Origin of the sequence: Janthinobacterium sp. 78 (assembly GCF_003096775.1) — a bacterium.
GTDB classification, from domain to species: domain Bacteria; phylum Pseudomonadota; class Gammaproteobacteria; order Burkholderiales; family Burkholderiaceae_D; genus Janthinobacterium; species Janthinobacterium tructae.
In genome coordinates this window covers 120999-136943 of sequence record NZ_QENT01000001.1, presented here as the reverse complement: position 1 = coordinate 136943, position 15945 = coordinate 120999, and the positions used below count along the sequence as shown (strand labels likewise).

Annotated in this window: 13 protein-coding genes and 4 tRNA genes; 11 read left to right on the top strand and 6 right to left on the bottom strand. The window is 63.2% G+C overall.

Going from position 1 to position 15945, the window contains the following annotated elements; genetic code table 11:
- The first annotated feature begins 103 nt into the window (after window positions 1-103).
- The 11 genes from C8C92_RS00580 (at window position 104) to ahpF (ending at window position 13140) form a co-directional block, all read left to right on the top strand.
- Window positions 104-985, top strand: coding sequence for an EamA family transporter (locus C8C92_RS00580; protein WP_116742749.1), 882 nt, complete (start codon window positions 104-106; stop codon window positions 983-985).
- 232 nt (window positions 986-1217) lie between these two features.
- Window positions 1218-2153 (top strand): sugar ABC transporter substrate-binding protein, encoded by a 936-nt coding sequence (locus C8C92_RS00575; protein WP_243136578.1) that lies wholly within the window; start codon window positions 1218-1220, stop codon window positions 2151-2153.
- 91 nt (window positions 2154-2244) lie between these two features.
- The gene (locus C8C92_RS00570) at window positions 2245-3798 is read left to right on the top strand and encodes a sugar ABC transporter ATP-binding protein (RefSeq protein ID WP_116742748.1); all 1554 of its coding nucleotides are present in this window, start codon (window positions 2245-2247) and stop codon (window positions 3796-3798) included.
- An 18-nt stretch (window positions 3799-3816) separates the two neighbouring features.
- Window positions 3817-4788, top strand: coding sequence for an ABC transporter permease (locus C8C92_RS00565; RefSeq protein ID WP_086137501.1), 972 nt, complete (start codon window positions 3817-3819; stop codon window positions 4786-4788).
- 9 nt (window positions 4789-4797) lie between these two features.
- Window positions 4798-5856, top strand: coding sequence for a LacI family DNA-binding transcriptional regulator (locus C8C92_RS00560; protein WP_116742747.1), 1059 nt, complete (start codon window positions 4798-4800; stop codon window positions 5854-5856).
- A complete protein-coding gene (rbsK, locus tag C8C92_RS00555; RefSeq protein ID WP_116742746.1) occupies window positions 5853-6764 on the top strand; it encodes a ribokinase in 912 nt (303 codons plus the stop codon). Before C8C92_RS00560 ends, rbsK begins: the two co-directional genes overlap by 4 nt.
- Window positions 6764-7156: a D-ribose pyranase gene (gene rbsD, locus C8C92_RS00550; RefSeq protein WP_116742745.1), complete on the top strand. Its 393-nt coding sequence runs from the start codon at window positions 6764-6766 to the stop codon at window positions 7154-7156. The genes rbsK and rbsD overlap by 1 nt, the downstream gene beginning before the upstream one ends.
- 134 nt (window positions 7157-7290) lie before the next feature.
- Window positions 7291-10098 carry an EAL domain-containing protein gene (locus C8C92_RS00545; RefSeq protein ID WP_243420069.1) on the top strand — a complete coding sequence of 936 codons (2808 nt, stop codon included), beginning with the start codon at window positions 7291-7293 and terminating at the stop codon, window positions 10096-10098.
- Between the two features lie 176 nt (window positions 10099-10274).
- Window positions 10275-10694 carry a DUF3597 domain-containing protein gene (locus C8C92_RS00540; protein WP_116742743.1) on the top strand — a complete coding sequence of 140 codons (420 nt, stop codon included), beginning with the start codon at window positions 10275-10277 and terminating at the stop codon, window positions 10692-10694.
- 188 nt (window positions 10695-10882) lie between these two features.
- Window positions 10883-11446, top strand: coding sequence for an alkyl hydroperoxide reductase subunit C (gene ahpC / locus C8C92_RS00535; RefSeq protein WP_034780873.1), 564 nt, complete (start codon window positions 10883-10885; stop codon window positions 11444-11446).
- A gap of 98 nt (window positions 11447-11544) precedes the next feature.
- On the top strand, window positions 11545-13140 hold the full coding sequence (ahpF, locus tag C8C92_RS00530; protein ID WP_116742742.1) for an alkyl hydroperoxide reductase subunit F: 1596 nt from the start codon (window positions 11545-11547) through the stop codon (window positions 13138-13140).
- A 236-nt stretch (window positions 13141-13376) separates the two neighbouring features.
- Here ahpF and C8C92_RS00525 read toward each other — a convergent pair whose 3' ends face one another.
- From C8C92_RS00525 to C8C92_RS00500, 6 genes are all read right to left on the bottom strand, one after another.
- Window positions 13377-14003, bottom strand: a complete 627-nt coding sequence (locus C8C92_RS00525) for an ATP-binding cassette domain-containing protein (RefSeq protein ID WP_116742741.1) — start codon at window positions 14001-14003, stop codon at window positions 13377-13379.
- Window positions 13994-15097 (bottom strand): hypothetical protein, encoded by a 1104-nt coding sequence (locus C8C92_RS00520; protein WP_243420068.1) that lies wholly within the window; start codon window positions 15095-15097, stop codon window positions 13994-13996. The genes C8C92_RS00525 and C8C92_RS00520 overlap by 10 nt, the downstream gene beginning before the upstream one ends.
- A gap of 159 nt (window positions 15098-15256) precedes the next feature.
- Window positions 15257-15333, bottom strand: a tRNA-Asp gene (locus tag C8C92_RS00515).
- 57 nt (window positions 15334-15390) lie between these two features.
- A tRNA-Val gene (locus C8C92_RS00510) sits at window positions 15391-15466 on the bottom strand.
- A 217-nt stretch (window positions 15467-15683) separates the two neighbouring features.
- Window positions 15684-15760 (bottom strand) — tRNA-Asp (locus C8C92_RS00505).
- Between the two features lie 54 nt (window positions 15761-15814).
- Window positions 15815-15890 (bottom strand) — tRNA-Val (locus C8C92_RS00500).
- Window positions 15891-15945 lie beyond the last annotated feature (55 nt).

Sequence of the window (15945 nt, the reverse complement as noted above, 5' to 3'; positions counted from 1 at the left end):
GTTTTTTTACGCCCGCCAGGCAGCGGCGCGCCCGTCAATTTATCTTGACATTAAGATAGTACGCATCCACACTGGGCTTTTATCTTAATGTCGAGATAGTTGCATGAGCTCTTCTTCTGCCCGTCCCGTCTGGGGCGACATTCTGCTCACGGCGCTGGCACCCCTGATCTGGGGTTCCACATATATCGTCACATCCGAACTGTTGCCGCCAGACCGGCCTTTCACGGCGGCCCTGATCCGCGTGTTGCCGGCCGGCTTGCTGTTGCTGCTGCTGATGCGGCGCCTGCCCGCGCGGCGCGAGTGGGGCCGCGTGCTGATTCTTTCCGCACTCAATATCGGCGTGTTCCAGGCGCTGCTGTTCGTCGCCGCCTACCGCTTGCCGGGTGGCCTGGCGGCTGTGGTGGGGGCCATCCAGCCGCTGCTGGTGATGGGGCTGGCATGGGGCGTGGAAGGACGCCGTCCGGCCCGCCTGGCCTTGGGGGCCAGCGTGCTGGGCGTGGCCGGCATGGGCGTCTTGTTGTTGTCGCCGCGCACGGTGTGGGAACCCATCGGCATCGCCGCCGCGCTGGGCGGCACGGCTTGCATGGCGGCCGGCACGTATCTGACGCGGCGCTGGAAGCCGGATTTGCCCGTGCTGGCGTTGACGGGCTGGCAATTGTTGCTCGGTGGCCTGATGCTGGCGCCCGTCGCCTGGCTGGCCGATGCCCCGTTGCCGGCCTTGTCGCTGCAGCAAGTGCTGGCCTACGCCTACCTGTGCCTGGCCGGCGCCCTGCTGGCGTATGCGCTATGGTTTCGCGGCATCGCCAGGCTGTCTCCCGTGGCCGTGTCATCGCTGGGCTTGCTCAGCCCCCTGATGGCCGTCCTGCTGGGCTGGGCCTTGCTGGGCCAGGCCATGACGGGCTGGTCAATGCTGGGCTTGCTGCTGGTGCTGGCCAGCGTGCTGGCGGTGCAGTGGGCCAGCGCCCGTCCCGCAGCAAACAGCTGACTGCCGCGCATTTCCCCTCGGCAGGCTGATCGCATCGGCCTGCCTGTTTCCCTCTGAACGTTCCCTTTTTGCTGCACCGCACATACTGTTTTGCTTGCACTGATGTGTGGCATTGAGGCACTATTCGCTTCGCGCAAACGTTTGCGCGCAATGAAATTCCATAAAAGCATGCTCTACACGTGCTTGACCAATAACTCTGGAGACGCTCATGACATCCCGTATTCGCCTGAAAATGATTGCCGCCGCTGTCCTGGTGTGTGCCTTGCCCGCCGTGCCGGCGATGGCGCAGACACCTGCCAAACCGAAGGTGGCGCTGGTGATGAAGTCGCTTGCCAATGAATTTTTCCTGACCATGGAAAATGGCGCCAAGGCGCATCAGAAGGCGAATGCCGCCAAGTACGACTTGCTGTCGAACGGCATCAAGGATGAAACGGATACGTCGAGCCAGATCAAGCTGGTCGAGCAAATGATCGTCTCGCGCGTCAACGCGCTGGTGATCGCGCCGGCCGACTCGAAAGCGCTGGTGCCGGTGCTGAAAAAGGCCATCGACGCGGGCATCATCGTCGTCAATATCGACAACAAGCTCGACGAGGGCGCCCTGAAAGAGAAGGGCATCACCGTGCCGTTCGTCGGTCCGGACAACCGCAAGGGCGCCAAGGTCGTCGGCGACTATCTGGCCAAGCAAATCAAGAAGGGCGATCCCGTCGGCATCATCGAAGGCGTGTCCACCACCTACAACGCGCAGCAGCGCACCCTGGGTTTCCAGGACGCCATGAACGCGGCCGGCGCCAAGGTCGTCAGCGTGCAGTCGGGCCAGTGGGAAATCGCCCCTGCCAACACGGTGGCGGCCGCCATGCTGAACGCCAATCCGAATATCAAGGCTTTGCTGTGCGGTAACGACAACATGGCCATCGGCGCCATTTCCGCCATCAAGGCGGCCGGCAAGACGGGCAAAGTGCTGGTCGTCGGCTACGACAACATTAACGCCATCAAGCCGATGCTGGCCGATGGCCGCGTGCTGGCCACCGCCGACCAGTTCGGTTCGCAGCAAGCCGTGTTCGGCATTGAGACCGTGCTGAAAGCGCTGGCGCAGAAGAAGAAACAGGCCGAGCTCGGTGGCGTCATCGAAACCAAGGTCGAACTGGTCGCCAAGGGCGCCAAATCCTGATCGCCTGATCGTTTGATCCCGCCGGGGCCGGCGGCGCTTGCTCATCGAGCAGGCGCCGCCGGCCCCGCCGCCACTACCGCGGAGTTTTATCATGCCTACCGACATCCCCCCGGCGCCATCAGCGGCCACCCCTCTATTGACCCTGGACAACATCGGCAAGTCCTATGTCGGCCCCGTGCTGGGCGGCGTGGGCTTGCGCTTCGCCGCTGGCCAGGTGCTGGCGCTGACGGGCGAAAACGGTGCCGGCAAAAGCACGCTGTCGAAGATCATCTGTGGCCTGGAGCAAGCCACGACGGGCACCATGCTGCTCGACGGCAAGCCTTACCAGCCCGCCTCGCGCGGCGCCGCCGAGGCGCTGGGCATCCGCATGGTGATGCAGGAACTCAATCTGATTCCCACCCTGTCGATCGCGGAAAACCTGTACCTGAAAAATTTGCCGCAGCGTTTCGGCTTCATCGACCGCGGCCGTCTGGAGCGCGACGCGCGCGAACAGATGGAGAAAGTGGGCCTGGGCGGACTCGACCCGTGGACACTCGTGGGCGAACTCGGCATCGGCCACCAGCAAATGATCGAGATCGCGCGCAATTTAATTGGTTCTTGCCGTTTGCTGGTGCTCGACGAGCCGACGGCCATGCTGACGCACCGCGAAGTGGAATTGCTGTTCCTGCAAATTGAGCGCCTGAAGGCCGAAGGCGTATGCATCATCTATATTTCCCACCGCCTGGAAGAACTCAAGCGCGTGGCCGACCGCATCGCCGTGCTGCGCGACGGCCAGCTCGTGTGCGATGACGCTATCGCCGGCCACTCCGCCGCCGACCTGGTCAGCCTGATGGTGGGCCGCTCGGCCGATGACGCCGTCGACCTGAGCGGGCGCACCATCGGCGCGCCGCTGCTGCGCGTGCGCGGCCTGGCGCGCGGCAAGGTGGTCAACCCCACTTCCTTCGACTTGCGCGCCGGCGAAATCCTCGGCATCGCCGGGCTGATCGGCTCGGGCCGCACGGAATTGCTGCGCCTGATCTTTGGTGCCGACCGCGCCGACGCCGGCGACGTGTTCCTCGGCGACAGCGAGGTACCCGCCGCCTTGCACTCGCCACAGGCAGCCGTGAAAGCCGGCATCGCCATGATCACGGAAGATCGCAAGGGCCAAGGTTTGTTGCTGCGCCAGTCCATCGCCGTCAACACGACCCTCGCCGCGCTCGATACCGTCAGTGGCGCCGGTTGGCTCAACGACGCGGCCGAAGCGTCGGTGGCCGACGATTATATTCAGCGCCTGGGCATCCGCTCGCGCAACAGCGCGCAAACGGTGGCCGAACTCTCTGGCGGCAACCAGCAAAAAGTGGTGATCGCCCGCTGGCTGTACCGCGACTGCCCCGTGATGCTGTTCGACGAGCCCACGCGCGGCATCGATATCGGCGCCAAGTTTGATATTTATCAGGTGCTGGCCGAACAGGCACGCCAGGGCAAGGGCCTCGTCATTGTATCGAGCGACTTGCGCGAGCTGATGCTGATCTGCGACCGCATCGCCGTCATGAGCGCCGGCAGCATCGTCGACACCTTCGAGCGCGGTGCCTGGAGCCAGGACGCGCTGCTGTCGGCCGCTTTCTCCGGCTATTTGACCCCTACTTCCACTCCAGCTGCGGCCTGATCCGCCGGAAAGATTCCCATGACCACCCATTCCTCTCCTTCGTATCTGCAGCGCAGCCTGGCCGACCTGAAAAACTATGCGGGCCTGATCGGCGCCCTGCTCGCCATGTGCGTGCTGTTTTCGTTTGCCAGCGAAAATTTCTTCACGCTCGCGACCCTCAGCACCCTGTCGAACAACATCCCGACCCTGGTCGTGATGGCCGTCGGCATGACCTTTGTATTGATCATCGGCGGCATCGATTTGTCGGTCGGCTCCGTCATGGCGCTGGCCGCTTCCGTGCTGTCGCTGGCCGTCGTGCACTGGGGCTGGCCCGTGTGGAGCGCGGCCCTGCTGGGCATGTTCGTCGCCGCCCTGTGCGGCGCGACGACCGGCCTGATTTCCGTCGGCTGGCGCATCCCCTCGTTCATCGTCTCGCTGGGCGTGCTGGAAATGGCGCGCGGCCTGGCCTATCAGGTGACCAATTCGCGCACGGAATACATCGGCAGCGCCGTGGACGGCATCAGCTCGCCGATCGCGTTTGGCCTGTCGCCGGCCTTCATTGCCTCGATCGCCATCGTCGTCATCGGCCACCTGGTGCTGACGCGCACGGTGCTGGGACGCCACTGGATCGGCATCGGCACGAATGAAGAAGCCGTGCGTTTGTCCGGCATCAACACAAAACCGTCGAAAGTGCTGGTGTTTGCCTTGATGGGTTTTCTGGCCGGCGTGGGCGCGCTGTTCCAGGTGTCGCGCCTGGAAGCGGCCGACCCGAACGGCGGCGTGGGCATGGAATTGCAAGTGATCGCCGCCGTCGTGATCGGCGGCACGAGCCTGATGGGCGGGCGCGGTTCCGTCATCAGTACGTTTATCGGCGTGTTGATCATTTCCGTGCTGGAAGCGGGCCTGGCGCAAGTGGGCGTGTCCGAACCCGTGAAACGCATCGTCACGGGTCTGGTGATTGTCGCCGCCGTGGTGCTCGACACTTACCGCCGCCGCGGCGAGCGTTCATAATACTGGCCCATGGCAACGATCAAACAAGTGGCGCAGGTGGCGGGGGTGTCGTTTACTACCGTCTCGCACGTCCTCAACAATACCCGCCCCGTCAGCGACGCGGCGCGCCGCGCCGTGCTGGCGGCCGTGGAGCAATTGCATTACGTGCCCAGCGCGCTGGCGCGCTCGCTGCGCTGCCGCAGCACGGGCACCATCGGCCTGATCATTCCGAATAATACGAATCCGTATTTCTCGGAAGTGGCGCGCGGCATTGAGGACCGCTGCTACGCGGCCGGTTACAGCGTGATTTTGTGCAATTCCGATGACGACCCCGTCAAGCAGCGCGAGTACCTGAACGTGCTGCTGACCAAGCGCTGCGACGGCCTGATCCTGTCCGCGCTGGCCGACAGCGATGGCGAACTGCTGCGCAAGATGAAGGTGCCTGCCGTGCTGCTCGACCGCGCGCCCAGCGACCTGTCCATCGATGCCGTGGCCGTCGACAACCGCGCTGGCGGTGCCCTGGCCGCGCGCCATTTGCTGGGCCTGGGACGCCGACGCCTCGCCTGCATCGCCGGACCCCGCGAAGTGAGCATTTCCAACGAGCGCATCGACGGTGCGCGCAGTGCCATGGCGGACGCCGGCGTGGTCCTGGCCGACGCCCTGTGCTGCCACGCGGACTTTACCAGTGCGGGCGGCTATGCGGCCGCGCTGGATTTGCTGGCGCTGCCGCCAGGCCAGCGCCCCGACGCCTTGTTCTGCTGCAATGATTTGATGGCCTTTGGCGCCCTGCGCGCCGCCGCCGAGCGGGGCATTGCCGTGCCGGCCGAACTGGCCGTGGTCGGCTTCGACGATATCGACCTGGCCAGCTTCGTGCATCCGGCCTTGAGCAGCGTGGCGCAAAACACGCGCGAGCTGGGTCACATCACGGCCGCCTGCCTGCTGGCGCGCATTGCCGACCCCGCCTTGCCGCGCCAGCAGCGCAGCATCGCACCCGAGCTGCACGTGCGCGGCTCCAGCGTGGCCACCACGGTAACTTCTGCTGTACCTACTTCTTCACCTGCAACTGAACTGATGGGAATGACATCATGATCGTGGTTATCGGCAGCATCAATATGGACCTGGTTTTGCGCGTGCCGCGCATGCCCCTCCCCGGCGAAACCCTGACGGGCGGCGCGTTTCGCACCATTCCTGGCGGCAAGGGCGCCAACCAGGCCGTAGCCTGCGCGCGCCTGAGCGGCAAAGTGGCCGCCGGTGGCCAGCAAGTGGCCATGGTCGGCTGCGTGGGCGATGACGCGTTCGGCGCGACCTTGCGCGCGGCCCTCGTGGGCGACGGCATCATCGACAGCCACATCACCACCTTGCCCGGTGTCGCGTCCGGCATCGCTTCCATCCTGGTCGACGACAACGGCCAGAACAGCATCGTGATTGCCGGCGGCGCCAACGACCTGTTGAGCCCCGCGCATATCGACGCGGCAAAAGAGCTGATCGACCAGGCCGATATCGTCGTGCTGCAGCTGGAAACGCCGATGGCCACCGTCGTGCACGCGATCAAACTGGCCCGCTCCTTGGGCAAGACGGTGGTGCTGAACCCGGCCCCGGCGGCCAGCCTGCCCGAAGGCGTGCTGGAACTGGTCGACTACCTGATTCCGAATGAAATCGAAGCGGCCATGCTGGCCGGCGTCAGCCCGGACGGCGCGGACGTCCAGGCGCTGGCGGCCGCGCTGCAAAAGCTGGGCAGCGACAACGTCATCATCACGCTCGGCTCCAAGGGCGTGCACGCGGCCCTGTATGGCGGCGATTTCACCTTCCCGGCCGAGGTGGTGCAAGCCGTCGACACGACGGCCGCCGGCGACACCTTCATCGGCGGCTTTGTCGCCGGCCTGGCGTCCGGCATGGACGAGGCCGAAGCGATCCAGCAAGGCCAGCGCGCGGCCGCCTGGAGCGTCACCAAGCCCGGCGCGCAAACCTCGATTCCCCACTTGCACGAGCTGTTCTGATGAAAAAAACACCGCTGCTTAATATTGCGCTGTCGCAAATGATCGCATCGCTCGGTCATGGCGACATGCTCGTCATCGGCGACGCGGGCTTGCCCTCGCAGCCGGGCGTGCCCCTGATCGACCTGGCCCTGACGCGCGGCATCCCCGGCTTCATCGATACCGTCAATACGATATTGACTGAAATGCAAGTGGAATACCATTTGCTCGCCAGCGAGTTGCCGCAGCACAATCCGGCCATGGCGGCGCAGGTGGCGGCCCTGGCTGTGCCCGATGCGCGCCAGGTGACGCACGAGGAGTTCAAGCAATTGAGCAAGGGCGCGCGCGCCATCGTGCGTACAGGGGAGTGCAGTCCGTATGCCAACATCATTTTGGTGGCAGGCGTCGTGTTCTAGCGCAAACAAACGTCAGATTGTTTGCTAAAAACATCAACGTTATTGTTCCTAGTGAAATAATTATCCATCTGCAAAAGGGGGCGGCTACAATAGTCGTACCCTGCCAGCTCGGCAGTTTCCAGTGGTGTCCTGCCATGCCGATGACAGCATTCGACGCTTTCCGCTGCTGTTTCATTCTGCTGCTGTGCCTGACCACGCCCGCCCGCGCGCTGGAACCTATCTCCCTGCAGCTCAATTTCACGCACCAGTTCCAGTTTGCCGGCTATTACGCGGCCATCGAGCAAGGCTATTACCGCGAGGCGGGGCTGGAAGTCAAACTGGTCGAAGGCAGCGGCGTGCCGCTTGCCGAGGCGGCCGTGCTGACGGGCCAGGCCGAGTATGGCGTGGGTAACAGTACCTTGTTGCTCAGCCGTATGGCGGGCAAGCCCCTGGTGGTGCTGGCCGTGGTGTTCCAGCATTCGCCCAGCGTGCTGCTGATGCGCCAGCATGGCGGCGCGCCCGACGTGCACCGGCTGGTGGGGGCGCCCGTGATGATCGGTGCGGCCACCGATGTGGCGCTTGCCTCCGATGAAGTCTCGCTGTTCCTGCAGAAAATGGGCGTCGCACCGGAACAGATGCGCCACTTGCCGCCCAGCTACCGGATCGAGGATTTGATCGCTGGCAAGGTCGACGCCATTGCCGCGTATTCCACCAACGAAGCCGATTACCTGGACCGGGCGGGCTTTCCCTACTACCAGTTTACGCCGCGCACGGCCGGCATCGATTTCTACGGCGACAACCTGTTTACCAGCGAGTATGAACTGCGCCGCCATCCCGAGCGCGTCAAAGCGTTTCGCGCGGCCAGCCTGCGCGGCTGGCAATACGCGATGGCGCACCGCGAGGAAATGGCGCGTCTGATCCATGCCAAATACAGCCAGCGCCATGACCAGGCGCACCTGCTGTACGAGGCGCAGCAGATGGAATTGCTGCTGCAGCCCGTGCTGGTGGAACTCGGCTACATGAATCCCCAGCGCTGGCAGCACATCGCCGACACCTACGCCGCCATGGGCGTGCTGCCGCGCAATGCCACGGACAGCCGCGCCTACCAGGGCTTTTTGTATCGCCCCGTGCCGGGCGCCGACCTGGGCTGGCTGTACCTGTCGCTGGGCGTGGCGGGCAGCTTGCTGGCCGTGTCGGCGGCCTTTCACTTCAGCAACCTGGCGCGCGAGCGCCGCCGCACGGAAGAAACCATCCGGCAAGGGGAATTGCGCTTTCGCACCATGTTCGAGGAAGCACCGATGGGCATCGCCCTGATCGATACCGTGAGCGGACAGTTTCTGGATATCAATCCGCGCTATCTGGCCATCGCCGGGCGCAGCCTGGAGCATATGAAGCGCTCGAGCTGGATGGAGATCAGTCATCCCGACGACGTGGCGGGCGAGCAGGCGCACGTGGCGCAGCTGCTGGCGCGGCGCATGCCGGGCTTTCGCCACGCCAAGCGCATCGTGCGTCCCGATGGCGACGTGGTGTGGGTCGATGCCTCGGTGACGGCCATCGCCACGGCGTGCCACGGCGGCCCGCACCACCTGTGCATGCTGGAAGATGTGACGGACAAGCGGCAAACGGAAGCGCTGATCTGGCAGCAAGCCAATTTCGATACCTTGACGCAACTGCCGAACCGCCGCATGTTCCACGAGCGCCTGCGCCAGGCGCTGGCCCAGGGACGGCGCGATACGAGCCGCGTGGCCATCCTGTTTATCGACCTCGACCATTTCAAGGAAGTCAACGACACCCTCGGCCACCACCAGGGCGATATCTTGCTGATCGAAGCGGCGCGGCGCATCCGCGTGGGCGTGCGCGAAACGGACACGGTGGCGCGCCTGGGCGGTGATGAATTCACGGTGATCCTGTCCGACCTCGATGATCTGCAGCAAGTCGACCGCATCGCGCGGCAGATACTCGACGGCTTGCTGGCGCCGTTCCTGCTGGGGCAGGAGCAGGCCTTCGTCTCGGCCTCGATCGGCATCACCCTGTATCCGGACGACGCGGGCACGATCGAGGACTTGCTCAAGCATGCGGACCAGGCCATGTATGTGTCGAAAGGCGCGGGGCGCAACCGCTACAGTTATTTTACGCCCGCCATGCAGGTGGCGGCCGTCAACCGCATGCGCATGGGGGCGGACTTGCGCACGGCCTTGCGCGAACAGCAGATGCAGCTGTATTACCAGCCCATCGTCGAGCTGCATGGCTGCACGATTGTCAAAGTGGAAGCCCTGCTGCGCTGGCACCATCCGCAGCGCGGTGTGGTATGTCCGCCGGATTTTCTGGCGCTGGCCGAGAGCAGCGGCTTGATCGTCGACATCGGCGACTGGGTGCTGCGCACGGCGGCCGCGCAACTGCTGCGCTGGCGCGCGCAGGGCCAGGCCATCGGCTTGCCGGGGCTGCAACTGTGCCTGAACCAGTCGCCGCTGGAGCTGCAGCGCGAAGTCGAGGCGCCCGGCACCTGGCTGCGCCAGCTGATGGCACTCGATGTGCCGGCTTCGGCTATCGTGCTCGACATGCGCGAAGATGCGCTGCTGGGCGCCGGCAGCGGCAGCGGCATGGCGCAGCGGCTGCAGCACTTGCGCGAAGCAGGCTTGCAGATCGCCCTGGACAACTTCGGCAGCGGCCCCGCCTCGCTGACGCAATTGCAGCAATGCGGCATCGACTACCTGAAGCTCGACGGCATGCTGGTGCGCAAGCTGGCGCCCGGTGCCAGCGAACTGGTGTTGTGCGAAGCCATCGTCACCATGGCCCACAAGCTGGGTTTGCAAGTCATCGCCGAAGGGGTGGAGACCGAAGAGCAGCGCGCGCGGCTGCTGGAAATCGGCTGCGATTTTGCGCAAGGCGAGCTGTTTGCGCCGCCGCTGGCCATCGACGCATTCGATGCGCTGCTGCACGCGCGGCGGCCCTTGCACCCTTGAAACCGGCGCGCCCTGCCACCAGATGTCCCCTGGCCCTGCGGGACAGGGCTCCCGGCCTGAACGGGCTTATACTCGACAGGCTGGCGCCTGCGCCCGGCTCCAGCTGTCACCGGTTCGCGTCATGAACCGGGCGCGCAGGCAAACCTTCTTCCATTCACTCAACTCGAGGTGACCTCATGGGCATTTTCAGCAATATCTATAACAAAATCTTCCACCATGCGTCCGACGCCGCTCCGGCAGCCACGCCAGCGGCCGCCACCGACGCGCCAGCGGCCGCCACCGACGCGCCAGCGGCGGCCGCACCGGCAGCCGCCGCTGCACCAGCGGTTGTCGTGCCGGTGGTGGACGTGGAAGTGGTGCTGGTCGGCCTGGCCAGCAAGAACGCGGAAACACTCAATTGGCGCACGTCCATCGTCGACCTGATGAAGCTGCTTCAACTCGACAGCAGCCTGGCTTCGCGCAAGGAACTGGCGCAAGAGCTGCACTTCACGGGTGATACCAATGATTCGGCCAGCATGAACATCTGGCTGCACCGCCAGGTGATGATCAAGCTGGCGGAAAACGGCGGCAAGGTGCCGGAAGAACTCAAGAACTAAACACCTGGCGGCGGCAGGGGTATCCACTGTCACCGCTATCCAATCCCGTGGGAACTGCCTATCATGGAGTTCCCATGGCGTCGCGATAGCTAAAACTAATTGAAACTATTGTGACAATCAATTTTGCATATGGGTTAAAACCCCTTACACTAGAGTCTTACTGATTCACCACACGAGAGGAAATGATTATGTCGCTCATCAATACCCAAGTTAAACCATTCAAGGCAACCGCATTCCACAATGGCAAATTCGTCGACCTGACGGAAGCGTCGCTGAAAGGCAAGTGGTCGGTATTCGTGTTCTACCCAGCCGACTTCACCTTCGTTTGCCCAACCGAACTGGAAGACCTGGCCGATCACCACGCCGAATTCCAAAAGCTGGGCGTCGATGTCTACGGCATCTCGACCGACTCGCATTTCGCGCACAAAGCATGGCACGATACCTCGGACGCGATCAAGAAAGTGCAATACGCACTGATCGGCGACCCGACCGGTACCCTGTCGCGCAATTTCGAAGTCATGATCGAAGAAGAAGGCATGGCACTGCGCGGTACCTTCGTCATCAATCCAGACGGCTTCATCAAAGTGCTGGAAGTGCATGACAACGGCATCGGCCGTGACGCATCGGAACTGTTGCGCAAAGTCAAGGCAGCGCAATACGTTGCCGCTCACCCAGGCGAAGTGTGCCCAGCCAAATGGACGGAAGGCGCCGCAACGCTGACCCCATCGCTGGACCTGGTTGGCAAGATCTAAGTTTCGATGCACCACGTAGCAAACAAGTAGTTACCGCGATGCCGGACCGGGCGTCCGGCCCGGCATACGCCTAAATATTTGTAAAGGAAGAAAAAATCATGTTAGATGCAACCCTCAAAACCCAACTGAAATCCTACCTGGAAAAAGTGGTGTATCCGCTTGAGCTGGTCGCTTCTCTCGATGACAGCGCAAAAGCCCGCGAGATGAAGGAATTGCTCCAGGAGATAGTCCTGTTGAGCGACAAGATCACGCTGGTCGAGCGCCTTGACGCTGGCGTACGGGTGCCGTCGTTCAGTATCAACCGTACCGGCTCCGACATCGGCGTGCGTTTCGCCGGTGTGCCGCTGGGCCACGAATTTACCTCGCTGGTGCTGGCGCTGCTGCAAGTGGGCGGCCACACCATCAAGTTCGACGACGCCGTGATCGAGCAGATCCGCAACCTCGACGGCGATTACGAGTTTGAAACGTTTATTTCGCTCTCCTGCCATAACTGCCCGGAAGTGGTGCAGGCCTTGAATGCCATGGCGGTGATCAACCCGCGCATCAAGGTCACCACCATCGATGGCGGCGTGTTCCCGCAAGAAGTGGAAGAGCGCCAGATCATGGCCGTGCCGATGATGTTCCTGAATGGCCAGCATTTTGGCCAGGGACGCACGAATGTCGAGGAAATCCTCGCCAAGCTCGACACCAACGCCGGCGCACGCCAGGCGGAAGCTTTGAGCAAGAAAGATGTCTTTGATGTACTGATCGTCGGCGGCGGTCCTGCCGGCGCGGCAGCGGCCATCTACGCGGCCCGCAAAGGCATCAACACGGGCGTGCTGGCCGAGCGTTTCGGCGGCCAGACCCTCGACACCATGGCCATCGAGAATTTTATTTCCGTCAAAGAAACCGATGGTCCGAAGTTTGCCATGGCGCTGGAACAGCACGTCAAGACCTATGACGTCGACATCATGAACACCCAGCGCGCCAGCAAGCTGACGCCAGGCAAGCTGATCGAGATTGAAACGGCGAATGGCGCCATCCTGAAAGCCAAGACCGTCATCCTGGCCACCGGTGCCCGCTGGCGCGAAATCAACGTGCCGGGCGAGAAGGAATACCGCAACCATGGTGTCGCCTATTGCCCGCACTGCGATGGCCCCTTGTTCAAGGGCAAGCGCGTGGCCGTGATCGGCGGCGGCAACTCGGGTGTGGAAGCGGCGATCGACCTGGCCGGCCTGGTAAAGCACGTGACCCTGATCGAGTTCGGCGCGGAATTGCGTGCCGATGCGGTGCTGCAACGCAAGCTGCACAGCCTGCCTAACGTGACCGTGATTACCTCGGCGCAAACCACCGAGATCCACGGCGACGGCAAGATCGTCAATGGCCTGAGCTACACGGACCGGGTCAGCGGCGAGTCGAAAAAGGTCGAGCTGGAAGGCGTCTTCGTGCAAATCGGCCTGGTGCCGAACACGGAGTGGCTGAAGGGGACAGTGGCACTGTCGCGCCACGGTGAAATCGAAGTCGATGCCCGCGGCCAGACCTCGATCCCCGGCGTGTTTGCGGCCGGCGACGTCACCACGGTGCCGTACAAGCAGATCATCATCGCCACCGGCGAAGGCGCCAAGGCTGCCCTGTCCGCCTTTGACCACCTGATCCGCTCGGACGACGAGGAAGTGGTCGAAGAGTCCGCAGTCAAGGAAGCACTGACGGCGTAACTATTCGCCGTATCAAGAAAAACCGGAACTGCCGCGAGGTGGTTCCGGTTTTTTTTACGTGTAGAGGAAACTTAGCTGCCCGCGTACAGCGGGTTGGCGGCCACATACACCTCAATACCATCGACGGGCATGTCCTGCGGCGCCTTGTTGTTGTCGTGGCTGCACCGGGATCGCCGGTTTTTGCAGCACGGCATCGTAAGCGTTTCTTGGCCGATTTGCAAAGCTGTATTTCCTGTCTATATTTCCACCGTCGCCGCCAGCGGTACGTCCGGCGCCAGGTGGCTGGTCAGCACGATGCACTGGCGCGCCAGGCGGGACGGGTCGGACAGGCGCTGGCGCAAGTAGGCCATGGCGGATGCATCGAGGCCATTGAACGGTTCATCGATCAGCAGCAGGCGCACGGGCAAGGCCAGGGCCAGGGCCAGTTGCAGTTTTTTGTGCTGACCCAGCGAGAGGGCGGTGATGCTTTGCTGCAAGGTGGATGTCAGGGCAAACGCGCTCAACTCGCCGTTCAGCAGCGACTGGTCACTGCCCGGGTACAGGGCCAGGTGCAGGTCGAGAAATTCGTGTACTTGCAGCCAGGGCAGGGCGGGTGCGTCGCCGCCACAATAGAATGCCTGGGCACGGTAGGCCAGCGGCATGCGGCCGCTGTCGACGTCATCGAGGCGGATGGTGCCGCGCGCGGGCAGCATGGCGCCGCCCGCCAGTTTCAGCAAGGTTGTCTTGCCGGCCCCGTTCGCACCGCGCAGCCAGTTGATGCCGGGGCCGAATTGCAGATTGCAGCCCTGGAAGACGCTGTGCGTGGGGAAGTGAAAATCGAGGTGCTCGATGTGCAGCACGGGAGAAGAGGCATTCAATTCCATAATTCGCTTCCGATGGCGCTCAAGGCAAGGATGGAGAAAACGACGAGGACGACACGCCCGCGCGCCGTGAGGCGGGGCAGGCCGACGATGGCCAACAGGGCCACGCTGGCCGTGAGGGCGTAGACCGTGGTCACGCGCTGCTGCAAGGCGGCGGGATTGATGGCGTACAGCAAGACCGCGCCCGCCAGCAACACGGCAAAGGCGGGTAGCAGGCTGGCGGCGCAAGCCAGGCGCGTCAAGCCCGTGCTGGCCAGGGGCCAGGCGTTCAGCGATGGACGCAGCACGGCGATCTGCTCGCGCACGGCCTTGTCGCCGCGGTCCGTCACAATGATCAGGCTGGCGCTGGCCAGCAAACCCAGCAGTGGGGCGGGCACGAGCGGTGCGCGCAGCAGCCAGGCCAGCATGCTGGCGCCAGCTGTGACCAGCAGCACGCTTTGCTGGATGCCAATCACATTGTCATTGCGCCAGAATGGCAGCCAGAACAACTGGCGCCACAGGAACACAGTGCGCCAGCGGGGAGGCTGCGGCACATAGGCCGTCATCGTGGGCGGGCGCGCCCTGTGTGCGGGGCGCGGGGCGCGCAGGCGCTGCGCCACGATGAGTGTCGTCAGCAGCCAGGCCAGCAGCCAGGCGGCGATGGTGGCGGCCATGCCGGGCACGACAACCGGGCGCAACCAGGGCGGCGACTGCAGCAGCCAGATGCTGGTCGAGACGGCATAGGCGAGGCCCAGCGGCAGCATCAGCACACCGGCCACGGCGATATCGGCTTGCCAGCGCACACGCGTCGGCAAGGGCAGCTGGCGCAGCCAGGCGGCGGTATTTGCCGGCAACAGGCGCTTGCGCAGCAGCCAGGCGGGCAGGCAGGTCAGCAGGACTTGCGCGCCGACCACGCCCAGGGCGGCGGGCCAGGGCAGGGTGACGGCGAGAAAGCCGGGCAGGGCGATGACGCTGAGTAAACCCAGCAGGACGGGACCGGCCAGGAACACGAGGATTTCCATGGAACTGGCCAGGCTGGCGGCAAATTGCAGCAAAGCATGACGGGCCAGGCGCAAGCGCAGGACGAGGTAGGGGGAAAGACTGTGTGGCAGGCGCATCAGGCAGGAGCGGCAGAGTCAGGAGGAGCGCTGATTCTAACAGCAGGGGTCAGACCCCCGGACAAGTTGGCGTTGAGCTTGACGTTGGCGGTGTTGAGGGTCTGACCCCAGAATGGGAAAAGCCCTTCGGTTCAGAGAACCAAAGGGCTTTTCTTTTATTGGCGGAGCGGACGGGACTCGAACCCGCGACCCCCGACGTGACAGGCCGGTATTCTAACCAACTGAACTACCACTCCAAGCTCGTATGATCTGTGTTGCTGATCCATGAAGCACTGGATAATTTTCTGTATTGGTGGTGGGTGCTGAGAGGCTCGAACTCCCGACCTACGCCTTGTAAGGGCGCCGCTCTACCAACTGAGCTAAGCACCCGCATACCCAGAAAACTATCCCGACGTTTGTCACCACGTCTGGAAGAGGCACTATTATAGGGGGCGCTTTCGTGCTTGTGCAACTATTCTTGAGGGGGAAAAGCAGTTTTTTTGCTGAAAAGCGCAAAAATATTCAAGCAAGGGAGTAATGACGTGTTTTTGGCTGCTGAAATGGGAAAAGCCCTTCGGTTCAGAGAACCAAAGGGCTTTTCTTTTATTGGCGGAGCGGACGGGACTCGAACCCGCGACCCCCGACGTGACAGGCCGGTATTCTAACCAACTGAACTACCACTCCAAGCTCGTATGATCTGTATTGCTGATCCATGAAGCACTGGACAGTTTTCTGATTTGGTGGGTGCTGAGAGGCTCGAACTCCCGACCTACGCCTTGTAAGGGCGCCGCTCTACCAACTGAGCTAAGCACCCGTTGCTTGTCTCAGAAAACCATCCCGACGTTTGTCACCACGTCTGGAAGAGGCGC

What these genes read in the sequence shown, in the direction of transcription:
- C8C92_RS00570 (WP_116742748.1), top strand. Translation starts at nt 2,245, where the DNA reads ATGCCTACCGACATCCCCCCGGCGCCATCAGCGGCCACCCCTCTATTG.
- C8C92_RS00545 (WP_243420069.1), top strand. Translation starts at nt 7,291, where the DNA reads ATGCCGATGACAGCATTCGACGCTTTCCGCTGCTGTTTCATTCTGCTG.
- C8C92_RS00565 (WP_086137501.1), top strand. Translation starts at nt 3,817, where the DNA reads ATGACCACCCATTCCTCTCCTTCGTATCTGCAGCGCAGCCTGGCCGAC.
- rbsK (WP_116742746.1), top strand. Translation starts at nt 5,853, where the DNA reads ATGATCGTGGTTATCGGCAGCATCAATATGGACCTGGTTTTGCGCGTG.
- ahpF (WP_116742742.1), top strand. Translation starts at nt 11,545, where the DNA reads ATGTTAGATGCAACCCTCAAAACCCAACTGAAATCCTACCTGGAAAAA.
- C8C92_RS00525 (WP_116742741.1), bottom strand. Translation starts at nt 14,003, where the DNA reads ATGGAATTGAATGCCTCTTCTCCCGTGCTGCACATCGAGCACCTCGAT.
- C8C92_RS00575 (WP_243136578.1), top strand. Translation starts at nt 1,218, where the DNA reads ATGATTGCCGCCGCTGTCCTGGTGTGTGCCTTGCCCGCCGTGCCGGCG.
- C8C92_RS00560 (WP_116742747.1), top strand. Translation starts at nt 4,798, where the DNA reads ATGGCAACGATCAAACAAGTGGCGCAGGTGGCGGGGGTGTCGTTTACT.
- C8C92_RS00540 (WP_116742743.1), top strand. Translation starts at nt 10,275, where the DNA reads ATGGGCATTTTCAGCAATATCTATAACAAAATCTTCCACCATGCGTCC.
- rbsD (WP_116742745.1), top strand. Translation starts at nt 6,764, where the DNA reads ATGAAAAAAACACCGCTGCTTAATATTGCGCTGTCGCAAATGATCGCA.
- C8C92_RS00580 (WP_116742749.1), top strand. Translation starts at nt 104, where the DNA reads ATGAGCTCTTCTTCTGCCCGTCCCGTCTGGGGCGACATTCTGCTCACG.
- ahpC (WP_034780873.1), top strand. Translation starts at nt 10,883, where the DNA reads ATGTCGCTCATCAATACCCAAGTTAAACCATTCAAGGCAACCGCATTC.
- C8C92_RS00520 (WP_243420068.1), bottom strand. Translation starts at nt 15,097, where the DNA reads ATGCGCCTGCCACACAGTCTTTCCCCCTACCTCGTCCTGCGCTTGCGC.